This is a genomic window from Streptomyces maremycinicus (genome assembly GCF_001184025.1).
Lineage (GTDB): Bacteria > Actinomycetota > Actinomycetes > Streptomycetales > Streptomycetaceae > Streptomyces > Streptomyces maremycinicus.
The window spans coordinates 140,566-158,008 of record NZ_BBYG01000019.1 but is presented as its reverse complement, the minus strand read 5'-3'; the positions used below and the strand labels follow the sequence as shown (position 1 = coordinate 158,008).

14 protein-coding genes are annotated in these 17,443 nt (G+C 70.8%); 10 read left to right on the top strand and 4 right to left on the bottom strand.

Going from position 1 to position 17,443, the window contains the following annotated elements; genetic code table 11:
- Window positions 1-11: 11 nt before the first annotated feature.
- Window positions 12-647 carry a hypothetical protein gene (locus AOQ37_RS29655; RefSeq protein ID WP_062648726.1) on the bottom strand — a complete coding sequence of 212 codons (636 nt, stop codon included), beginning with the start codon at window positions 645-647 and terminating at the stop codon, window positions 12-14.
- 810 nt (window positions 648-1,457) lie between these two features.
- Between AOQ37_RS29655 and AOQ37_RS29650 the strand changes: the two genes are divergently transcribed.
- From AOQ37_RS29650 to AOQ37_RS29620, 7 genes are all read left to right on the top strand, one after another.
- Complete coding sequence (locus AOQ37_RS29650) at window positions 1,458-2,123, top strand: DUF6230 family protein (RefSeq protein ID WP_062648724.1); 666 nt, start codon at window positions 1,458-1,460, stop codon at window positions 2,121-2,123.
- Complete coding sequence (locus tag AOQ37_RS29645) at window positions 2,123-2,584, top strand: DUF6114 domain-containing protein (protein ID WP_062648723.1); 462 nt, start codon at window positions 2,123-2,125, stop codon at window positions 2,582-2,584. Before AOQ37_RS29650 ends, AOQ37_RS29645 begins: the two co-directional genes overlap by 1 nt.
- 617 nt (window positions 2,585-3,201) lie before the next feature.
- Window positions 3,202-4,221 carry a substrate-binding domain-containing protein gene (locus AOQ37_RS29640; protein ID WP_062648721.1) on the top strand — a complete coding sequence of 340 codons (1,020 nt, stop codon included), beginning with the start codon at window positions 3,202-3,204 and terminating at the stop codon, window positions 4,219-4,221.
- 108 nt (window positions 4,222-4,329) lie between these two features.
- Entirely contained in the window at window positions 4,330-6,936 is a 2,607-nt protein-coding gene (locus AOQ37_RS29635; protein WP_062648719.1) for a sensor histidine kinase, read from the top strand.
- Window positions 6,937-6,946: 10 nt separating this feature from the next.
- Window positions 6,947-7,381, top strand: a complete 435-nt coding sequence (locus AOQ37_RS29630; RefSeq protein WP_020125285.1) for a roadblock/LC7 domain-containing protein — start codon at window positions 6,947-6,949, stop codon at window positions 7,379-7,381.
- A gap of 1 nt (window position 7,382) precedes the next feature.
- On the top strand, window positions 7,383-7,739 hold the full coding sequence (locus AOQ37_RS29625; protein WP_062648717.1) for a DUF742 domain-containing protein: 357 nt from the start codon (window positions 7,383-7,385) through the stop codon (window positions 7,737-7,739).
- On the top strand, window positions 7,726-8,343 hold the full coding sequence (locus AOQ37_RS29620) for a GTP-binding protein (RefSeq protein ID WP_062648715.1): 618 nt from the start codon (window positions 7,726-7,728) through the stop codon (window positions 8,341-8,343). Before AOQ37_RS29625 ends, AOQ37_RS29620 begins: the two co-directional genes overlap by 14 nt.
- Before the next feature lie 123 nt (window positions 8,344-8,466).
- On the opposite strand, the gene AOQ37_RS29615 is transcribed toward AOQ37_RS29620, so the two are convergent.
- The gene (locus AOQ37_RS29615; RefSeq protein ID WP_062648713.1) at window positions 8,467-8,886 is read right to left on the bottom strand and encodes an ankyrin repeat domain-containing protein; all 420 of its coding nucleotides are present in this window, start codon (window positions 8,884-8,886) and stop codon (window positions 8,467-8,469) included.
- 209 nt (window positions 8,887-9,095) lie between these two features.
- On the opposite strand from AOQ37_RS29615, the gene AOQ37_RS29610 reads away from it, so the two are divergent.
- Window positions 9,096-10,466 carry a glycoside hydrolase family 43 protein gene (locus tag AOQ37_RS29610; RefSeq protein ID WP_062648711.1) on the top strand — a complete coding sequence of 457 codons (1,371 nt, stop codon included), beginning with the start codon at window positions 9,096-9,098 and terminating at the stop codon, window positions 10,464-10,466.
- Between the two features lie 42 nt (window positions 10,467-10,508).
- On the opposite strand, the gene AOQ37_RS29605 is transcribed toward AOQ37_RS29610, so the two are convergent.
- Both AOQ37_RS29605 and AOQ37_RS29600 read right to left on the bottom strand, forming a co-directional pair.
- Window positions 10,509-12,476 carry an aromatic amino acid lyase gene (locus tag AOQ37_RS29605; RefSeq protein ID WP_062648710.1) on the bottom strand — a complete coding sequence of 656 codons (1,968 nt, stop codon included), beginning with the start codon at window positions 12,474-12,476 and terminating at the stop codon, window positions 10,509-10,511.
- 24 nt (window positions 12,477-12,500) lie between these two features.
- Window positions 12,501-13,460, bottom strand: coding sequence for an ABC transporter substrate-binding protein (locus tag AOQ37_RS29600; protein WP_062648708.1), 960 nt, complete (start codon window positions 13,458-13,460; stop codon window positions 12,501-12,503).
- 401 nt (window positions 13,461-13,861) lie between these two features.
- Between AOQ37_RS29600 and AOQ37_RS29595 the strand changes: the two genes are divergently transcribed.
- Window positions 13,862-16,969 (top strand): sensor histidine kinase, encoded by a 3,108-nt coding sequence (locus AOQ37_RS29595; protein WP_062648706.1) that lies wholly within the window; start codon window positions 13,862-13,864, stop codon window positions 16,967-16,969.
- Entirely contained in the window at window positions 16,966-17,442 is a 477-nt protein-coding gene (locus AOQ37_RS29590; RefSeq protein WP_020125273.1) for a roadblock/LC7 domain-containing protein, read from the top strand. The genes AOQ37_RS29595 and AOQ37_RS29590 overlap by 4 nt, the downstream gene beginning before the upstream one ends.
- Window position 17,443 lies beyond the last annotated feature (1 nt).

The following is a 17,443-nucleotide window of genomic DNA, read 5'->3' as shown; positions in this document are numbered from 1 at the left end:
CGTGACGGGGTTCAGTTGACGGTGACGGCCGCGCCCGCGTCGGTCACCGGGGCGTACTTGGCGGTGAAGAAGCCGTTGGCGAAGCACAGCGACGAGCCCGAGGACTTGGTGAACTGCTGGCCGGTGAAGGTGATGCTGTTGTCGGCGTTGTTCGCCGTACCGGTCAGGCTGGGCGCCTGGTAGACGCAGTTGATGCTGCCCAGCAGGGTGCGCAGCACGACCGTGGTCTGGATGGTGGAGCCGCTGGGCGGGGTCACGGTGACCGTGCCGTTCGACGCCACGCTCGTGTTGTAGGACAGGTTGTTGACCGTGATGCTCGTGACGCCGAGCACGCCGACGACGTTCGCGGTGCAGTTGCCGAAAGTGTGCGCGGTGAGCGACTCGGTGGCGGTGCCGGGTGCGGTGGGGTTGTCGGTGACGGTGGCGCTGAACCCGGACGTGGCACAGGAGACGCCGCTGGTGCCGGTCGCGCTGGAGTACAGCGTGGCGGACGTACCGCTGGCGAGGGAGGCGTTCAGGACGTCACCGACGGCGACGTCGCCGTTCGCGGTCGTCAGCACCGCTCCGGCCGCGGAGGCCGGGGTGACGGCGGTGAGCGAGAGGGCGACGACGGTACCTGCGAGGGCGAGGAGGGAGCGAGTGCGCATGCGGGTGCCTCTTTCTCAAGTGGGGTCTTCATTGGGGGGGTGATCAGCGGCGGGTGGCAGGTGGGGGGTTGACCCGTGAGGCGCTGATCATGGGGGTCGGCCCATGAGGGGCCGGCCGGTGGGGGTGGGCTCGCGAGGGGGTCGGTCGGTGGGGGGCTCGCGAGGGGCTGGTCGGTGGGGGGTGTGAACCGGTGCGTCGCTGTTCGCGACAGGAGGGGACGCTGATCGGCGTCCGCCGTCGCCGGCCCGTGACGCCTTCTCCGTACGTGACGGACCGGCGACGGCGGCCCGCCGGTGACCGGCCGAAGGCACTGGCGAGTGACTCCGGCCGGGCCGGACGGGGAGGGGCGACCGGTCGCGGCCCGCGGGGGGAAGCGGCCGTATCCGGTGCCGTGAAAGGGATCGAGCTCGGGACCGAGTGGCCCGTCTGGCTGAAAAGCGTCCGGGGCGCGGCGATGTCGCCGCGCTGCGGATCCGGCGCCACGGATCCCGGCTGAACCAGGGAGAGTTCTAGACCTGATACTCCGTCAACGTCAAGGCCCTGAAACAAAGTTGACGGTGCGACAGATATATGCGAAAGCCTTCGGGGGATGCGGCCCGCAGACGGCACATAATGAACACTCTTTTTCCACATCTCCCTTGACCGGCTGGTGTAACCATCGGTAACTTCCTCGACGGCTACTGCTGCGTAACCAGAAAGCCCTTGCGATTTACGGGAGTCGCGAGGAGGTGTGCGCGGCAGCCGCTGTCCGCGCCAGGACAACGTGCCACTGAAGCCCAACCCGCATGACCAAGTGCATGGGAGCAGACATGGCCTCGTCCCCGGACGTCACTTCGTCCGCCGACAACACTCCAGAGAACCCCGAAAGCGGTTCCACAACGAGACGCGGTCGGGTCCGGCCGCGTCGGGCCGCCGTCATGGCGGTGCCCGCCACCCTCGTCGCCGCGGGGCTCGCGGTCCTGACCGCGCAGGGTGCCCTGGGTGTGCAGTTCGCGATCTCCGGCATGCCGTTCGTGGTCACCGCCGACAGGCTCGACGGTGAGGGTTTCGCGCAGTTCGGCGGTCTGGACAACATGATCGAGAACAGCCCCAACCAGGGCGACACCGGCGGCCAGGTCCTGGTCGTCACCTCGGTCGTGAAGAACGGCAAGATCACCAACATGTGCCAGAGCGTCGACCTCGGCGGCATCCAGCTCGTCCTCAGGGCCGGCGGCGGGTCCACCCCGGTGAGCGTGAAGAACCTGGCCATCGACTCCGACGAGATCTCCGGCGACGCCGAGTTCAACAACATCGAGATCGGCCGCGACTCCAGCACCTTCGACAAGGTCCCGGTCCAGGGCCCCGCGGGCGTCTACGGCCAGCAGGCGGACACGGTCGTCATCAAGAACCTGTACCAGCACAACTACGCGGCCACCGCCGCCGTCTTCAAGCTGCCGGGACTGAAGATGAGCTTCTCCGGCGAGGGCTGCAAGTAATGAGCTTCACCCAGTGGCGGGACCGCTTCCGGGTATGGAGAGGCCACCGGCCCTTCGCGGGCGGCGTGCTGCTCGTCCTGGGCGGCGCCGAGATCCTCGTGACCATGAAGGCGCCGCTCCCGGTGATCCTTCATGTGGGTATGCAGGGCCTGGCGGGTTACCTCCTGCCCACCCTGATGATGGTGTGCGGTCTGCTGATCATCTTCAACCCGACCCAGCGGCTGTTCTACTCGATCATCGCCATCCTGCTGTCCCTCGGCACCTGGGTCACGTCCAACATCGGCGGCTTCGTCATCGGTCTCCTGCTGGGCGCCGTGGGCAGCAGCCTCGCCTTCGGCTGGCTGCCCGACCAGGAACCGCGCCAGAGCCGTCGGCAGCGGCGCAAGGCGACCCGGGCGGACGGAACGGCCAAGGCGGTCCGTCAGGACGGCCCACTGCCCGGAGCGGGCGAACCCGCCTGACCTGCGGACCTGCGGACCCGCGGACCTGCGGACCTGCGGACCTGCGGACCTGCGGACCTGCGGGGAGTGTCCCGCGGGCCTGACCCGCGCGCGCGGGCCTGGTTCACGGCCGTACGTCACCTCACCGGCGGGGCCGGGACGACCTGCGCACCGCAGGCGCTCCCGGCCCCGCCGGTTTCGTCGCCCACGCGCACTTCTCGTCTCGACGTCCCCTCTTGGACGGAAGGTTGAGACATGGGGACAGCGAATGCGAGGACGGCAGCGACAGCGACAGCAGGCACTGAGGACAGCAGCGGCAGTGACAGCAGGCACTGAGGTCGTCCTCGACGCGGACCTCGCGATGCACGGGGCGGCGGCCCACGACGCCTCATCGCGGGATCGTCGGATTGACGATCAGTCAATTCAGCTGCGTGAATGCTGCTTTCGACCCTTGGTGCCCCGTTCAGGATCACGATGCGGCGGCAGCACCTCACCCGTGTGGTTGCTCACTTGACTCCCAGCGGTCACACACGGTTGGCTCCGAGCCAACGAATGCCTCTCGCCGGTGCACACCCCCTCGCTCCGGCGGCGCTCGCCCCGTACTCCCTGCTCTGCCGCACAGCGAGGTGCAGCCCCCCATGAACACCCCCCTCCCCGTTTTCTCCGCTCCCTCCGCTCCCTCCGGATTCATACGCCTCGGCGGCCTGGCCGCAGCCTGCTGCCTCCTCCTGCTGACCGGCTGCTCGGGCAGCACGTCGTCCGGCTCGGACACGGACGCGGCGGGCGGCTCGGGCGACCGGATCAAGATCACCCTGATCACCCACGGCGCCGAGGGCGACGACTTCTGGGAGCTGGTGCGCAAGGGCGCCGAGGCAGCGGCCGCCAAGGACGGCGTCGACCTGACCTACGCCAGCGACTCCGATGCCGCCGGCCAGGCCGAGCTGGTGCGGGACGCGATCAACGACCGGGTCGACGGCCTGGCGGTGACCCTCGCCAAACCGCAGGCGATGAAGAGCCCGGTGGCCCGCGCCAAGGCGGCCGGAATACCCGTGGTCGGGCTCAACTCCGGTATCGACGCCTGGCGTTCGGCGGGCCTTCTGGAGTACTTCGGTCAGGACGAGAGCGTCGCGGGCCGCGCCGTCGGCGACAAGCTCGACGGCCTCGGCGCCAAGCACGCCCTCTGCGTCATCCACGAGCGCGGCAACATCGCCCTGGAGGCGCGCTGCGCGGGCCTGAAGAAGACGTTCACCGGCGAGACCGAGATGCTCTACGTCGACGGGACGGACATGAACGCCATGACCGCCGCCGTGACGGCACGTCTGCGGCAGGAACCGGACATCGACGAAGTCATCGCCAACGGGGCGCAGTTCGCACTCGCCGCGGTACAGGCCACCGACAAGGCCGGCAGCAAGGCCAAGGTCGCGACCTTCGACCTCAACAAGGACCTGGTCACGGCCGTCCGCGACGGCAGCGTGCAGTTCGCGGTCGACCAACAGCCTTACCTGCAAGGTTACTTGGCCGTCGACGCGCTCTGGCTCTACAAGACCAACGGCAATGTCAGCGGCGGCGGTACGGCGCCCGTCCTGACGGGCCCGGCCTTCGTCACCAAGACCAACGTCGCCGAAGTCGCCCGCTTCGCCGCGGCCGGCACCCGCTGACCGGACCGTTCTCCCCTCCCCTCTGCCTCCCGCTCCCCCCGCCCTTCTCCTTCTCCGTCCTTCCTTTCCCCCCTCCCCCTCCCCCTCGCTGATCGCTCTAGGACGACTATGTCTCCACGGACAGGTGCCCGGCGCCGACGTCTCGGCTCCATACGTCTCTCCCTGATCCTGCTGGCGCTGGTGCCCAGCGTCACCCTCGCCGCCATGTGGGGAGTGACGACCACCCAGATGTTCGCGGAGGGACTCCGGCTGCGCGCGCAGACCGAACTGAGCCGGTCCACCGGCGCCATGGGGACCGAGGCGACGCTCATGCTCCAGCGGGAGCGCAGCCTGTCCGCCGTGTGGCTGGCCTCGCGGCCCGTCGGCTCCCGGGCCGCTCTGGAGGCCCAGCGCGAGCAGACGGACGCGGCGGTCGCCGAACTCGTCGCCCGGTCGGACGACATCCAGCAAGCGTCCGACCGCGTCAGGGACCGGATGTACTCGGTCGTCGCCTCCGTGGGCAGCCTGGAGTACTACCGGGGCCAGGTGGACGACCCCGTCGACATCACCGCCGCTCAGGCACTGGACCAGTACACGTCGATCATCGACGACCAGATCCACGCCTTCCAGGAGCTGTCCCAGGTCGACGACGGTGACCTCACCTCGCAGGCCGGGCCGCTCGTCGCGCTGGAACACGCCGCCGAACTGGTCTCCGAGGAGGACCTCCAGCTCACCCTCGCGGGGCCCCGGCAGCGGATGGACGAGAAGGCGTGGGCGAAGTTCGCCCAGTTGGTGAACACCCGGCGCTGGCTCGTGCAGGACCAGATCGTCCCCTCCCTCACCGGTGCCGCGAAGGCCCAGACCGAGAAGATCCTGACGAGCTACCAGTGGCAGATCCTGGAGTCCGTGGAGGACAAGGTGCTCGCGGCCCGCGCGGATCAGAGCGACAACGGTGACATCGCCCTGCCGGACGTGCAGAAGCAGTGGCGGGCCGCACTCGTCGACGTCTCCGACCAGTACTCGGGACTGATCCGGCTACAGACCACGGCGCTGCTCCAGCACAGCGCGGACGAAGCGCGTGAGCTGCTCATCACGGCCGCCTCGCTCAGCGCCGGCGGTCTCGTCGCCCTGCTGCTGTGCGTCGGCATGTCCTGGCGTATCACCCGCTCGCTGTCCCGGCGGCTGCACGGGCTGCGGATGGCCACGCTGAGCCTGGCACACGAACGGCTCCCGGACGTCGTCGCCCGGCTCGACCGGGGTGAGACGGTGGACGTGGACTCGGCCACCCCGCCGCTGGACTACGGCGGCGACGAACTGGGCCAGGTGGCAGCGGCGTTCAACACGGCACAGCGCACCGCCGTCCACACGGCGGTCGAACTCGCCGACACCCGGCGGGGATTCCAGAAGGTCATCCTGGGCATCGCCCGGCAGAGCCAGAACCTGGTCAACCTCCAGCTCAGCAAGCTCGACGCCCTGGAGCGGCGGCACCAGGACCCGGACGTGCTCTCCGGCCTGTACGAACTGGACTCCACGGCAAGCCAGTTGCGGCGCTACGAGGAGAACCTCGTCATCATCAGCGGGGGCCGGCCGGGGCGCAGCTGGACGGAGCCCGTGGCGCTGATCGACATCCTGCGCAGTGCCGTCGGGGAGGTCGCCGAGTACCGGAGGGCGGAGGTGCACACCGAGGAGGAGGTGTACATCGCGCCGCCCGCCGTGGCGGACGTGATCCATCTGCTCGCCGAGCTGATCGACAACGCGACGTCCTACTCGCCGGCGCCCAGCCCGGTCGGGGTCCGGGCCGCACTGGTCGCCAAGGGTCTGGCGATCGAGGTCGAGGACCGCGGACTCGGTATGTCGGAGGACGACTACGCCTCGTTCAACGCGCAGTTGGCGGTGCCTCCCCAGTTCGACGTGGTGGCGCTCGCCGACGACCTGCGGCTGGGCATGTTCGTGATCGCCCGGCTGGCGACCCGGCACGGCATCGCCGTCACCCTGCGCTCGTCACCGTACGGCGGCACCACGGCGATCGTGCTGGTCCCGCACGACATCGTGGTCCACGAGACCCCCGGTTCATCGGACCCGGCAGACCCGGCAGACCCGGCGGACCAGTCGGACCCGGCGGACCAGTCGGACCCGGCAGACCCGGTGGCCCTGGCCCCGGCCGATCCGGCGGACCCGGAAGAACCGGCTGACCGGTTCGCGGAGACCCCCGGTGCGCTGCCGAGCGTCGGGGCCCCCGCGCCGGAGGCGGACCTCCCGTCGCCTCCCCGGGACACACCCGACGCGGCGCGGGAGCGCGGCAGGTCCGGCGCCGAAGGGTCCGCCTCGCCGCTCCCGGGGGCCGGTGCGTCGGGCGTTGTGAGCGACACGCGCTCCCGGGCCGGCGGGGTGCGGACCGACGCGGACCGGGCGCCGGGCAAGGCCGCCCGGGCCGAAGGTCTCACCCCGTTGCCCCGCAGGGTCCCGCAGACCAGCCTCGCCACCGAGCTGCGCGAGGACGCCGCGTCCACCTCGTCCACCGCGACGGACGGGGAGGACGGTTGCCCGGACGACTTCACGGCGGAGCGTGCCGCCTCTTCCCTCGGCGCTTTCCAGCGAGGCACGCTGCGTGCACACGCCGACGCCGACCTGTCGCTCGACGACCCGCAGGAACCATCCGACGAGGAGGTCTCCGGCCCGCCGGTCACCACCGCGAGCCCCCACCGGACCTCGACACCGCCCGCCGACCGCTCATGAAGGACTTGCGATGACACGCTCCATCCCTGGCACGAACACCCAGCTCGACCAGCTGCTCACCGGTCTCGTGGACCGGGTAGCCGACGTGAACCAGGCCGTCGTACTCTCCGAGGACGGGCTGGTGGTGAGCAAGTCCACCGGTTTCCTGCGCGAGGACGCCGAACGGCTGGCGGCGACCGCGTCCGGCCTGATGAGTCTCAGCAAGGGCGTCAGCATGGATTTCCGTGGTGGCCCGGTACGCCAGGCGCTCATCGAGATGGCCAACAGCTACCTGATCCTCACCTCGGCCGGCCCGGGGGCTCACCTCGTCGTCCTGGCGGGGAAGAACGCGGACGTCGGCGTGGTGGCGTACCAGATGAACATGCTGGTGAAGAAGATCGGCGAGCACCTCAGCGCGGCACCGCGGGCCCATGTCGGTCCCGCCGTCCGCACCAACGGCGGGTGAGGTGAGCGGAGGCGACGAAGCGGGCCGGCTCGTCAGGCCGTTCACCCTCATCGGTGGCCGGACCCGGCCCAGCCGCGCCGACTTCACGCTCATCACCACGGTGACCGCGGTCGACCCGCCGCCCGAGCGGGCCGCTCGGCCGCAGCCGGAGCACAACCGGATCCTGCGGCTGTGCGCCCGGCCACTCGCCGTGGCGGAGGTCGCGGCCCGTCTCGACCTGCCGGTGAGCGTGGTCGTCATCATGCTCTGCGACCTGCTGGAGGCGGGCCTGATCACGGCCCGGCCGCCCCGCCCCGTCACCGGCACCCCGGATCTCGATCTGCTGGCGAAAGTGAGGGACGGCCTTGGCCGGATCTGATTCCACCGCTGTCCCCGTCCTCGGCGCCGGACCGGACGTCGCACCGGACACGGTGAAGATCCTCATCGCCGGTGGCTTCGGCGTGGGAAAGACCACCATGGTGGGGGCGGTCAGCGAGATCGCCCCGCTGCGCACGGAGGAGCCGCTGACCGTCGCCGGGCTGGAGGTGGACGACCTGAAGGGCATCGAGGAGAAACGGTCCACCACCGTGGCCCTGGACTTCGGACGGATCACCATCGGCGAGGACCTGGTGCTGTACCTCTTCGGCACGCCGGGCCAGCAGCGGTTCTGGTTCATGTGGAACGACCTGGCGATCGGCGCCCTCGGGGCCGTGGTGCTCATCGATGTGCGCAGGCCGGAGTCCAGTTTCGCCGCGATCGACTTCTTCGAGCGCAGGGGCGTCCCGTTCGTCGTCGCGGCCAACGGTTTCCATGGGTCGCACCCGTATCCGGCGGAGGAGATCCAGGAGTCATTGGCGTTGCCGGACCATGTTCCCGTGCTGCTGTGCGACGCGCGGGAGCGTGACTCGTGCCGGGAGGTACTGATCGCGCTGATCGACCGGCTGATCGAGGACGTCGTACTCCGGTCGAGCCCGGCACACTGATCGGCCGCCCGCGGCCCCGGCACCTGACGATCGCCCGCACGGCCACCCGCGCGGCTCGACGGCACGACCGCCCGACGCCCGACGGCGTCCGAGTGCGCTGGATTGCGTCTGTGCGGGACTTCGTCAGCGGGCGCCCGCGGCGCGCAGTGCGGCCATCGTTTCCGGATGCGGTCCCGCGACCGCCCACTCCAGTGGGGTGAGCCCGGTGCCGTGGTCCTCGCGGAGGTTGGGGTCGGCGCCGTGTGCGAGCAGGGTGCGGACGGCGTCGAGATGGCCCCAACAGGCCGCCGCGCACAGCGGGGTTCCCTCGGCGCCCGGGCCCGCGCTCTCGGCGTCGGGCGGCGCACCCGCCTCGAGCAGTCGACGCGCGTTGTCGGCCTCTCCCTGAACGCAGGCCACGTACAACGGCGTTGTCCCGTCGGGATCGGCGGCGGCCGGGTCGGCGCCGGCTCGCAACAGCATGTCGATCCGAGGGCCGCCACCCTCGAACATCACCGCCGACACCAGACGCCGCGTCAGTTTCTTCTGCCGTCTCCTGTTCACGGTCGCCGAGACTAGCCCGTGCGGGCCGACGGTCTCGCCGCAATTTCCGTGGACCGCTCACCGCCGCACGGCGGGAAACCGCCAAGCGCGTCCCGGTGATTGACCTGTTCCCCGCGCACCCCTACTTTCTGACCGACTCACCGAACCTGGTTCGACATTTCGAACCTCGGGTCGACATCAAAGGGTACCCCCGCACCCCTGGAGCGCAGATGACCCCCAACCCCTCCCGCCGCCTCGTCCTGGGCGCGGCCGCCTCCGTCCCCCTGGCCCTCACCCTCGGCGTCCCGTCCGCCCACGCGGCCGATTCGGCCTACGTGATGAGCTACTTCACCGAATCGACCAGCCTCGGCGCCGGTACCGACTACGGCCTCCACCTCGCCGTCAGCACGGACGGGCTGCACTGGATGCCGCTGAACCAGAACAACCCCGTGGTCACGCCCACGGAGGGCGCGCTGGGGCTGCGCGACCCGTTCATCCTGCGCAAGCAGGACGGCACCTACGTCGTGATCGCCACCGACCTCAAGGGCACCGACTGGAGCTACGTCAGCCAGTACGTGCACGTGTGGAACTCGACCGACCTGCGCACCTTCACCGGCTACCACCGGCTGAAGCTGCACGACATGAACACCCACAGCTGGGCGCCGGAGGCGTTCTGGGACGCGGGCCGGGGGCAGTACGCGCTCATCTACTCCGCCGTCAACTCCAGCGGCCACAACGTGATCATGGTCAACTACACCACCGACTTCGTCACCGCCTCGGCGCCCCAGGTCTTCTTCGACCCCGGCTACGACGTGATCGACGGCGACATGGCCGTAGGGGTGAACGGCGTCAACTACCTGTACTTCAAGAAGGACCAGACGCTGGTGGGCGCGCGCTCCAGCTCCCTCGACCCGGGCAGCTTCACGGTCTTCACCACGGGGGTCGCCCACGGCGGCACCGAGGCCCCGACCCTCGTCAAGTCACTCACCTCCAGCACCTGGTGGCTCTGGGGGGACACCTACACGCCGAACGGAGTCTTCTACGCCTGGCAGTCCACCGACCTCGCGGCGGACACCTGGAGCGCGCTCGACCAGCGGACCTACACCCAGCCGGTGAACTCCAAGCACTGCGGCATCACCACGATCACCGGCACGCAGTACAGCAACCTCGTCGCCAAGTGGGGCGCCCCGGCCTGGAACCGGCTCAAGTCCTACAACTACCCGGACCGCTACGTCCGGCACGCCAACTACGTCGGTCGCATCGACACGTACCCCTTCGATCTGTACACCGACTCGCAGTGGAAGCTCGTCCCCGGCCTGGCCGACAGCTCCGGGGTCTCCTTCCAGTCGGTGAACTACCCGACCCGGTACCTGCGGCACTACAACTACCAGCTCCAACTGGACGTCAACGACGGCACTTCGGCGTTCGCCGGTGACGCGACCTTCTACCGTACGGCGGGCCTGGCGGACTCCGGATGGGCGTCGTTCCGTTCCTACAACAACCCGACGCGCTATCTACGGCATGCCAACTACGTGCTGCGCATCGACCCGGTCTCGACGACCACCGAGAAGCAGGACGCGACGTTCTACGTGGGTTACTGAGCGCGGTCCGTCACCGGGGCCCGGCGCGTCCTCGGTTCCGGATCACAACTCGGCCAGATCGGACAGCAGTTCGGCGGCCGCCGTCACGTCTGCGGTCAGGGGACGGTCCTCCGTGCCCGCCGGGAGGACGGCCGCCGCCGCGGCGAAGACCGCGGTCGGCGGCGGAGACTCGCCCAGGACCGGGCTCATCCTCAAGGCCCGGACGGCTGCGACGAGTTCACAGGCGAGGACGGTGGTGTAGGCGTCCGTCGCCCGTGCGGTCTGGCGGGCGGCCTGTCCGGCGAAGCTGGCGGCCTCCTCCAGGCCGCGCGACAGGACGGCGTGGCCCGCCGAAGCGGGTGCGGCCGCCGAACGCAGCTCCGCAAGAGCGGAGTTGGCGGTGTACTCCAGGATCATCGTGCCCGAGCTGGTAGCGGGCCCACCGGCGAGGAACGCGGGCAGGCCGGTGATCCCGGGGTCGCCGAGCGCCGTCAGCCGGGCGGCGGAGAGCTGCGCGGTCTGCAACAGGGCGAGGACGGCGGCGTCCAGGGCAAGGCCCAGGGGTGCCGCGAAGAAGCCACCGTGATGAAAGGCGGCCGCCCCGTCGGGATCCATGAGGGGGTTCTCCGACGGACAGTTGACCTCCACCTCGATGACGTCACGCAGTCGCTCGGAGGCGTCCAGGGCACATCCGTGCGCCTGCGGGAAGGCCCGGAAGCCGAAGGGGTCCTGGATGCGCCGGCCCTGGCGGCGCGGCCGGTCGGGCAGCCCGAGCAGCCGCCGCACCTCCCCGGCCGCACGGGCCGCGCCGGGGTAGGGCCGAAGGGCGTGCACGGGCGCGGCGTACGCCTCCGGCGAGCCCGAGACCGCCGCGAGGGAAAGAGCGGCGACGGCATGCGTGGCCCGCAGCAGTACGTCCAGCCGCTGCTGGGCGAGCGCCGCCTGCCCCAGCGCGAGGGCGTTGCTGCTGAGCAGTGCCAGCGCGTCACCGGGCTGGAGGATCACCGGGGCCGGGAGTCCGGCGGACGGGCCTGCGCCGGGGACGGAGGCGGCCGCCGTGACGGGAGCGGGTGCGGAGTCGGGAGTGGATGCGGACTCGGGAGTGGATGCGGACTCGGGAACGGGAGCGGACTCGGGAACGGGAGCGGAGAGGGGAGCGGAGACGGGGACGTAGACGGTCCGGTCGGCGGGTCCGGTCAGGGTGACGAGCCGAACGGCGGGAGTGACGATGTGGGTCGTGGTGGCGGACTCGGTGCGGGGGACCGCCGTCGCCGCCGCACACGTCGTGGCCGCCGCAGACGTCGTGGCCGCCGTGTCCGCCGGTCCGCCCGTGCGTGAGGAACCGGCCCGGCGCCTGTCCGGGTCGATCGCGGGCTCGGGTGCGGGCTCGGACGCGGGCTCGGGTGCCGGGTCGCCGCCCGGCTCAGCCCGCTCCATCCGGCCCGCCGGCCGGCCGTCCGGTCCCGGCGGATGCGTCGGCCGGGTCGTCTCCGAACTCAGCCAGGGTTGTTCGCCGATCAGCGTCAGGCCGGTCTGGGCCAGCGCCGTCAAGTCTCCGGTGCCGACCCCGCCGTATTCGTTGACGGCCGGGTGGACACCTAGACGGAGGGCGTCCACCAGGGCGTCGATGAGGGCGGGCTGGATGCCGGAGCCCCCGGCGAGCAGCTGGTTGGCGCGCACCGCGAGCAGGGCGCGGACCTGGCGAGCGGGGAGCAGGGCGCCCGCTCCCCCCGCGTGGCTGCGCAGCAGGCGCAGCCCGTGCGCGCTCTCGTCGCCCTCGTCGACCGGCACCGAGCGCTGCGCGCCGACGCCGGTGCCACGGCCGTACAGCCGTCCGGCGGCGGCGAGTCGTTGCGCGGTGCGCCAGGAGAGGGCGGCCCGCTCACGGGCCTCGGGGGCCACCGCGGGAACGGCCGCACCGTCGGCGAGCGCGATCAGCTCGCCGACGGTGAGGGCGGTTCCGTTCAGGACGACCCGGGCGCCCCCGTGGTGCGGGTGAACCCGGCTCCGTCCGTTTGCTGCCGTGTCCAACGGTTCACGTGCTCCGGTGGAACCTCAGCCGAGTCCGGCCGACTTCAGCCAGGCCTTGGCGACGTCCAGCGGGTCCTTGCTCTCCAGCTGGACCTGCGAGTCCAGGTCGAGCAGGGTCTTGGTGTCGAGCTTGGCGGAGACGGCGTTGAGCGCGTCGACGCCCTCCTGGGAGAGTCCGCTCTTGTAGACCAGCGGGGTCACGTTCGCGAATCCGAAGAGGTTCTTCGGGTCCTGGAGGACGACGAACTTCTCCTTGGTGATGGTCGGGTCCGTGGTGAAGATGTCCGCGGCCTGCACGGTGTTCTTCTTGAGCGCGGCCTGGGTCAGCGGACCGCCCGCGTCGAGTGCCTTGAAGGACTTGAACTTCAGCCCGTACACCGACTCCAGGCCGAGGATGCCCTGCTGGCGGGTCTGGAACTCGGGCGAGCCGCCGAGGACCAGTTCCGGCGCGATGTCCTTGAGGTCGGCGAGCGTGGACGTCGCCGTGAGGTTGTACTTCTTGGCGGTCTCCGCGTTGACCGTGACGGAGTCCTTGTCCTCGGCCGGCGACGACTCCAGCAGCGTGAGCTTGGAGTCGAGCTTGGCCGTCGCAGCGGCGTTCACGGTCGCGAGCGAGGTCTGCTCGGCCTTCGCGTCCAGGTAGGCCAGCAGCGAGCCGTTGTATTCCGGCAGGACGGTGATCGAACCGTTCTTGAGCAGGCCGTACGTGGTCTCCCGGCTGCCGATGTTGGGCTTGTAGGACACCTTGATGCCCTTGGCCTTCAGGGCCTCGCCGTAGATGTCGGCGATCAGGATGCTTTCGGCGAAGTTGTTGGAGCCGACGACCACGGTGTCACCGGCCGCCTTGTCGCCGGCGAGCGGGTCGGAGGTGTCGTCGGACGAGGAGGAGCATCCCGCCAGCAGGACCGTCACCGCTGCGAGGGCGACGGCCGCCGCACCGGGGTGGTTCCTCAGGGACCTGCTGCTGTGGGCGTTGGAAGTCACGGTTCCCGTTCCGGGCTGGGGGGTTGATGAGAACTCAAACACTCTGGCCTGATCCAATCCACCCGCTTCTTGATCAGTCAAGAGGGGTCGGGTTACCGATTGGCTTCGATCCGTGATCACTGGCGCACGGATCGGGAGATCACCTGTGTACCCCTCCGAAGGCCCCTGAACGGCTCCAGTACACCTGTTCGTAATGGATTCTTGACGTAGGGCAACGCGCTCGGCCGTTCGAATAGGCGATAGTCTCGCCGGAGTTGGCGTCCGCCACAGCAGTCGGCGTCGGCCACAGCGGTGTGCGGGGGCCGCTTCCGTATCATTCATATTCGGACACGTGTGTGCAGGAACTGGGCATGCATGCGACCCCCCTTGCACGCCCACAGCACCTTCTCGAAGGAGGCCCGGTGTCCACGAAAGAGGTGGACGCGTCCGCCCGGTCGGCATCCTCGGCACCGACGTCCGCGCGCCGGGGCCTGCGAGGCTTCGCCGACCGGTGGCCCTTCCAGCGGAAGCTGAACGTACTCGTCGGTATCCCGCTGACGGTGATCGCGCTGCTGCTGACGTACCTCATCGTCGACCTGGTGCAGGAGTCCGACCGCGCGGAGGACGCCGCCCAACTGGTGCGGGACAGCGCGCAGGTCGCCCAGCTCGTCGCCACGCTCCAGGACGAACACCAGCAGGCGATCCTGCTCTCCGTGCGGCACGAGGCGTCCTTCGACGGCGGCACCCCCTCCACCGACGGCTACCGGCAGGCCCAGTCCGCTGTGGACGCGCAGGTGCGCAAGGTGGTCGACGCCTTCGGCGACCGGCTCCCGGACACCGAGGTGCAGGCCCTCAAGGAAGTCCAGGGCCTGGCCGGCCTGCGGGCCACCATCGAGCAGGGCTATCTGCCCGCCGACAACATCGACCCGGCGTACTCGGGTGCGGCCGACGGCCTCATCGACGGTCTGGGCCTGGACCGCAACGCCGGTCTCGCGACGACGTTCACCGGCAACCTCCTCGACTCGCTGCTGCGCGCCGACGCCGCGCACGGCGCCTTCGAGACCGGCGTGTTCTCCGCCCGGACCGGCGACAGCAACGCGCTCATCGAGTTCACCGGCGCGGTGGGCTCCTACGAGCTGTTCACCTATCAGGCCGAGCGGTTCGAGCGGTTCGCCAGCGAGACGCAGAACGAGGAGTTCGGCGGCATCGAGCACAACGCCTCGCAGGCCTCGATCGGTCAGCACTACGCCGAACTGGCCGTGGACCCCAGCGCGCTCCAGGCCGAGTCGAAGGCCGAGATCCGTACCGCGTTCCGTGCGGCCATCGCCTCCTACCCCGACTACAGCACACAGGCCCGGACCCGGCTGAAGATCACCGCGTCGCTCATCGACCAGATCGCCGACCGGGCCGACGACACCGCCTCCAGCGCCCAGTGGCGCGCGGGCCTGCTGCTGACCCTGGCGCTGCTCTGCTTCGCCCTGTGGATCGCCTTCTCCATCCTGGTACGCCGCTCCGTGGTCCGCCCGGTGCTGGCGCTGACGGGAGCGGCCCAGGAGGTCGCCGATGTCGCGGGCCGCGAACTCGCCCGGGTCGCCGACGACGACGCCGAGGAGTCCGGTCCCCCGCGCCTGCGCGAGCTGCCGGTCACCGCGGACGACGAGATCGGTGAACTCGCCGAGGCCTTCAACAACGTGCAGACGACCGCGGCCGCCCTGCTCGAGCGCCAGGTGCTCAGCCGCCGCAACGTCGCCGAGATGTTCGGCAACGTCGGCCGTCGCGTCAGTAACCTGACGACGCGTCAGCTCGCTTTGATCGACGCGGTGGAGCGCGGCGAGACCGACCCGGCCCTCCTCGAACGCCTCTACTCCATCGACCACATCGCGGTCCGGCTGCGTCGCAACGCCGACAGCCTGATGCTGCTGGCCGGCATCCGCGAGACCGTCCTGGACGCCGGGCCGACCGAACTCACCAACGTCGTACGTGCCGCGCTGGGCCAGATCGAGGGCTTCCAGCGGGTTCGGCTGCGCGCCGCGACCGAGGCCATGGTGGAGCCCGACATCATCGGTGACCTCACCCTGATGATCGCCGAACTCCTGGAGAACGCCGTGTCGTTCTCGCCGGAGGGCAGCCCCGTGGAGGTGGTCGTCGGCGCCGACGTCGACGGCGCCTCGATCACCGTCGCCGACCACGGTCTCGGTATGAGCGCCGAGCGGATCGCCGAGGAGAACTCCCGCCTCGTGCGCCGCGAACGTCTCGACGTCGTCCCGACGAAGGTGCTCGGCCTGTTCGTGGTCGGTGCGCTGGCCCGCCGCTGGGACGTCGACGTCACCCTCTCCCGCACCCCGGGCGGCGGCGTGACGGCCGAGGTGCTCATCCCGTCGACGCTGCTCCTGACGATGAGCGAGCTGGGTCCGGTGGGCCGTCCGGTCTCCGCCGGCACACCTTCCTCCCCGGCCGGCGCGGCCCTCGCCGCCCCGTCGGCACCCCCTGCCGGCCCCTCGCCGTCGTCCTCCGTCCCGGCCACGGTTCCGTCCTGGGCCACGAGCGAGGACGACGCGACCGCGCTCCCGCGCCGGGTCCCCCGCCGCGATCCGTCCCCGGACGAGCGGCAGTCGCAGGAAGGGGACGACGTCACCGCCACCGGCACGCCGGGGACAGGGGCGGACGCCTCCGCGGAAACCGCTGACACCGGCCTCCCGGCCTCCGCGGGTGGGTCCGCGGCCCGTCCCTACCCGGCCGGTGTCGGGATCCCGGCGCCGCGCACGGCCGAGGCGACGCTCCACGCCCGCGCGGAGGACGAGCCCGGGGAGCACGCCCGTACGGCGGAACGCACGCCCGCCGGTCCGGCGGAGTCGGCGCACCTCCACGACACCGGTTCCCGGCCCGCCGCCCGGACGCAGTCGCCCGCGCCGCACGCCCGCACGTCCGGCTCCGAGGGCGGCCCTGCCCGTACGACCGGCGGCCCCGGCGACTCCGTCCGCGGGGCGGAGCACGGCGTGACGGACCGCGGCGGCGAACCGCCCGCGCCCGACCACAGCTCCGGTCCCGACCGCGCCTCCGGTTCCACCGGTCCCCTCTCCACGCCCACCGGGGCCGGTGCGGACCCGTTCGCCGTCGGGCCCGACGGCTCCCGTCCGCTCCGTCGACGGGTGCGCGGCGCGACGCTGCGGACGACCGCCGACGCCGCCGCCCAGCAGGCCGCGCGGCAGGCCCCCCGACCCGCCGACGCGGACGCCGTACGCGACTCGCTGGAGGAGTTCGAGGCGGCCGTGGCCCGGGCGCACCGCGACACCGGCGAGCACCCTCGCCCCGCCGATACCCGCCCGCTCGCCTCCACCCCCACCACCGAAGCCCTGACCGACAGCCGGAACGACCGCCGGCACGACCACCGTCCCGACGTTTCGCCCGACAGGACCGACCGGACAGAGCCGTCCGACGCGTCCGACCGGAGCGAGCCGATCACCGACCCGATCACCGGCCGGGACACCACGCACCACCAGAACCACCTTCCGGAAGGAGCCGAGCAGTGAGCACGTCGACAGGTGAGACTCCCGCCGGAGACGCCAAGCCGACCGACCTGCGGGCCGCCGCAGCCGACTTCACCTGGCTGCTCAACCGCTTCGCCACCGAGACCGCGGGAGTCGTGGACGCCATCGCGGTGTCCTCCGACGGACTGCTGATCGCGGTGTCGGAGCTGCGCGAGCACGCCGACTCCGAACGGCTGGCCGCGATCGTCTCGGGCATCACGAGCCTGGCCGCGGGCGCCTCCGGCAACTACGGCCTGGGCGGCCTGAACAAGGTCATCATCGACCTGGAGGGCGGCCACGTCCTGGTCTCCGCGATCGGCAGCGGCGCCGTGCTCGGCGTCGTCACCGACAAGGAGGCCAAGCTGGGCAACATCGCCTACGAGATGACGGTGTTCGCCAACCGCGCCGGCACGGCGCTCAGCCCGCAGCTCGTCCTGGAACTGAAGAACAGCGTCGGCGCCACGCGTACGCGCTGAG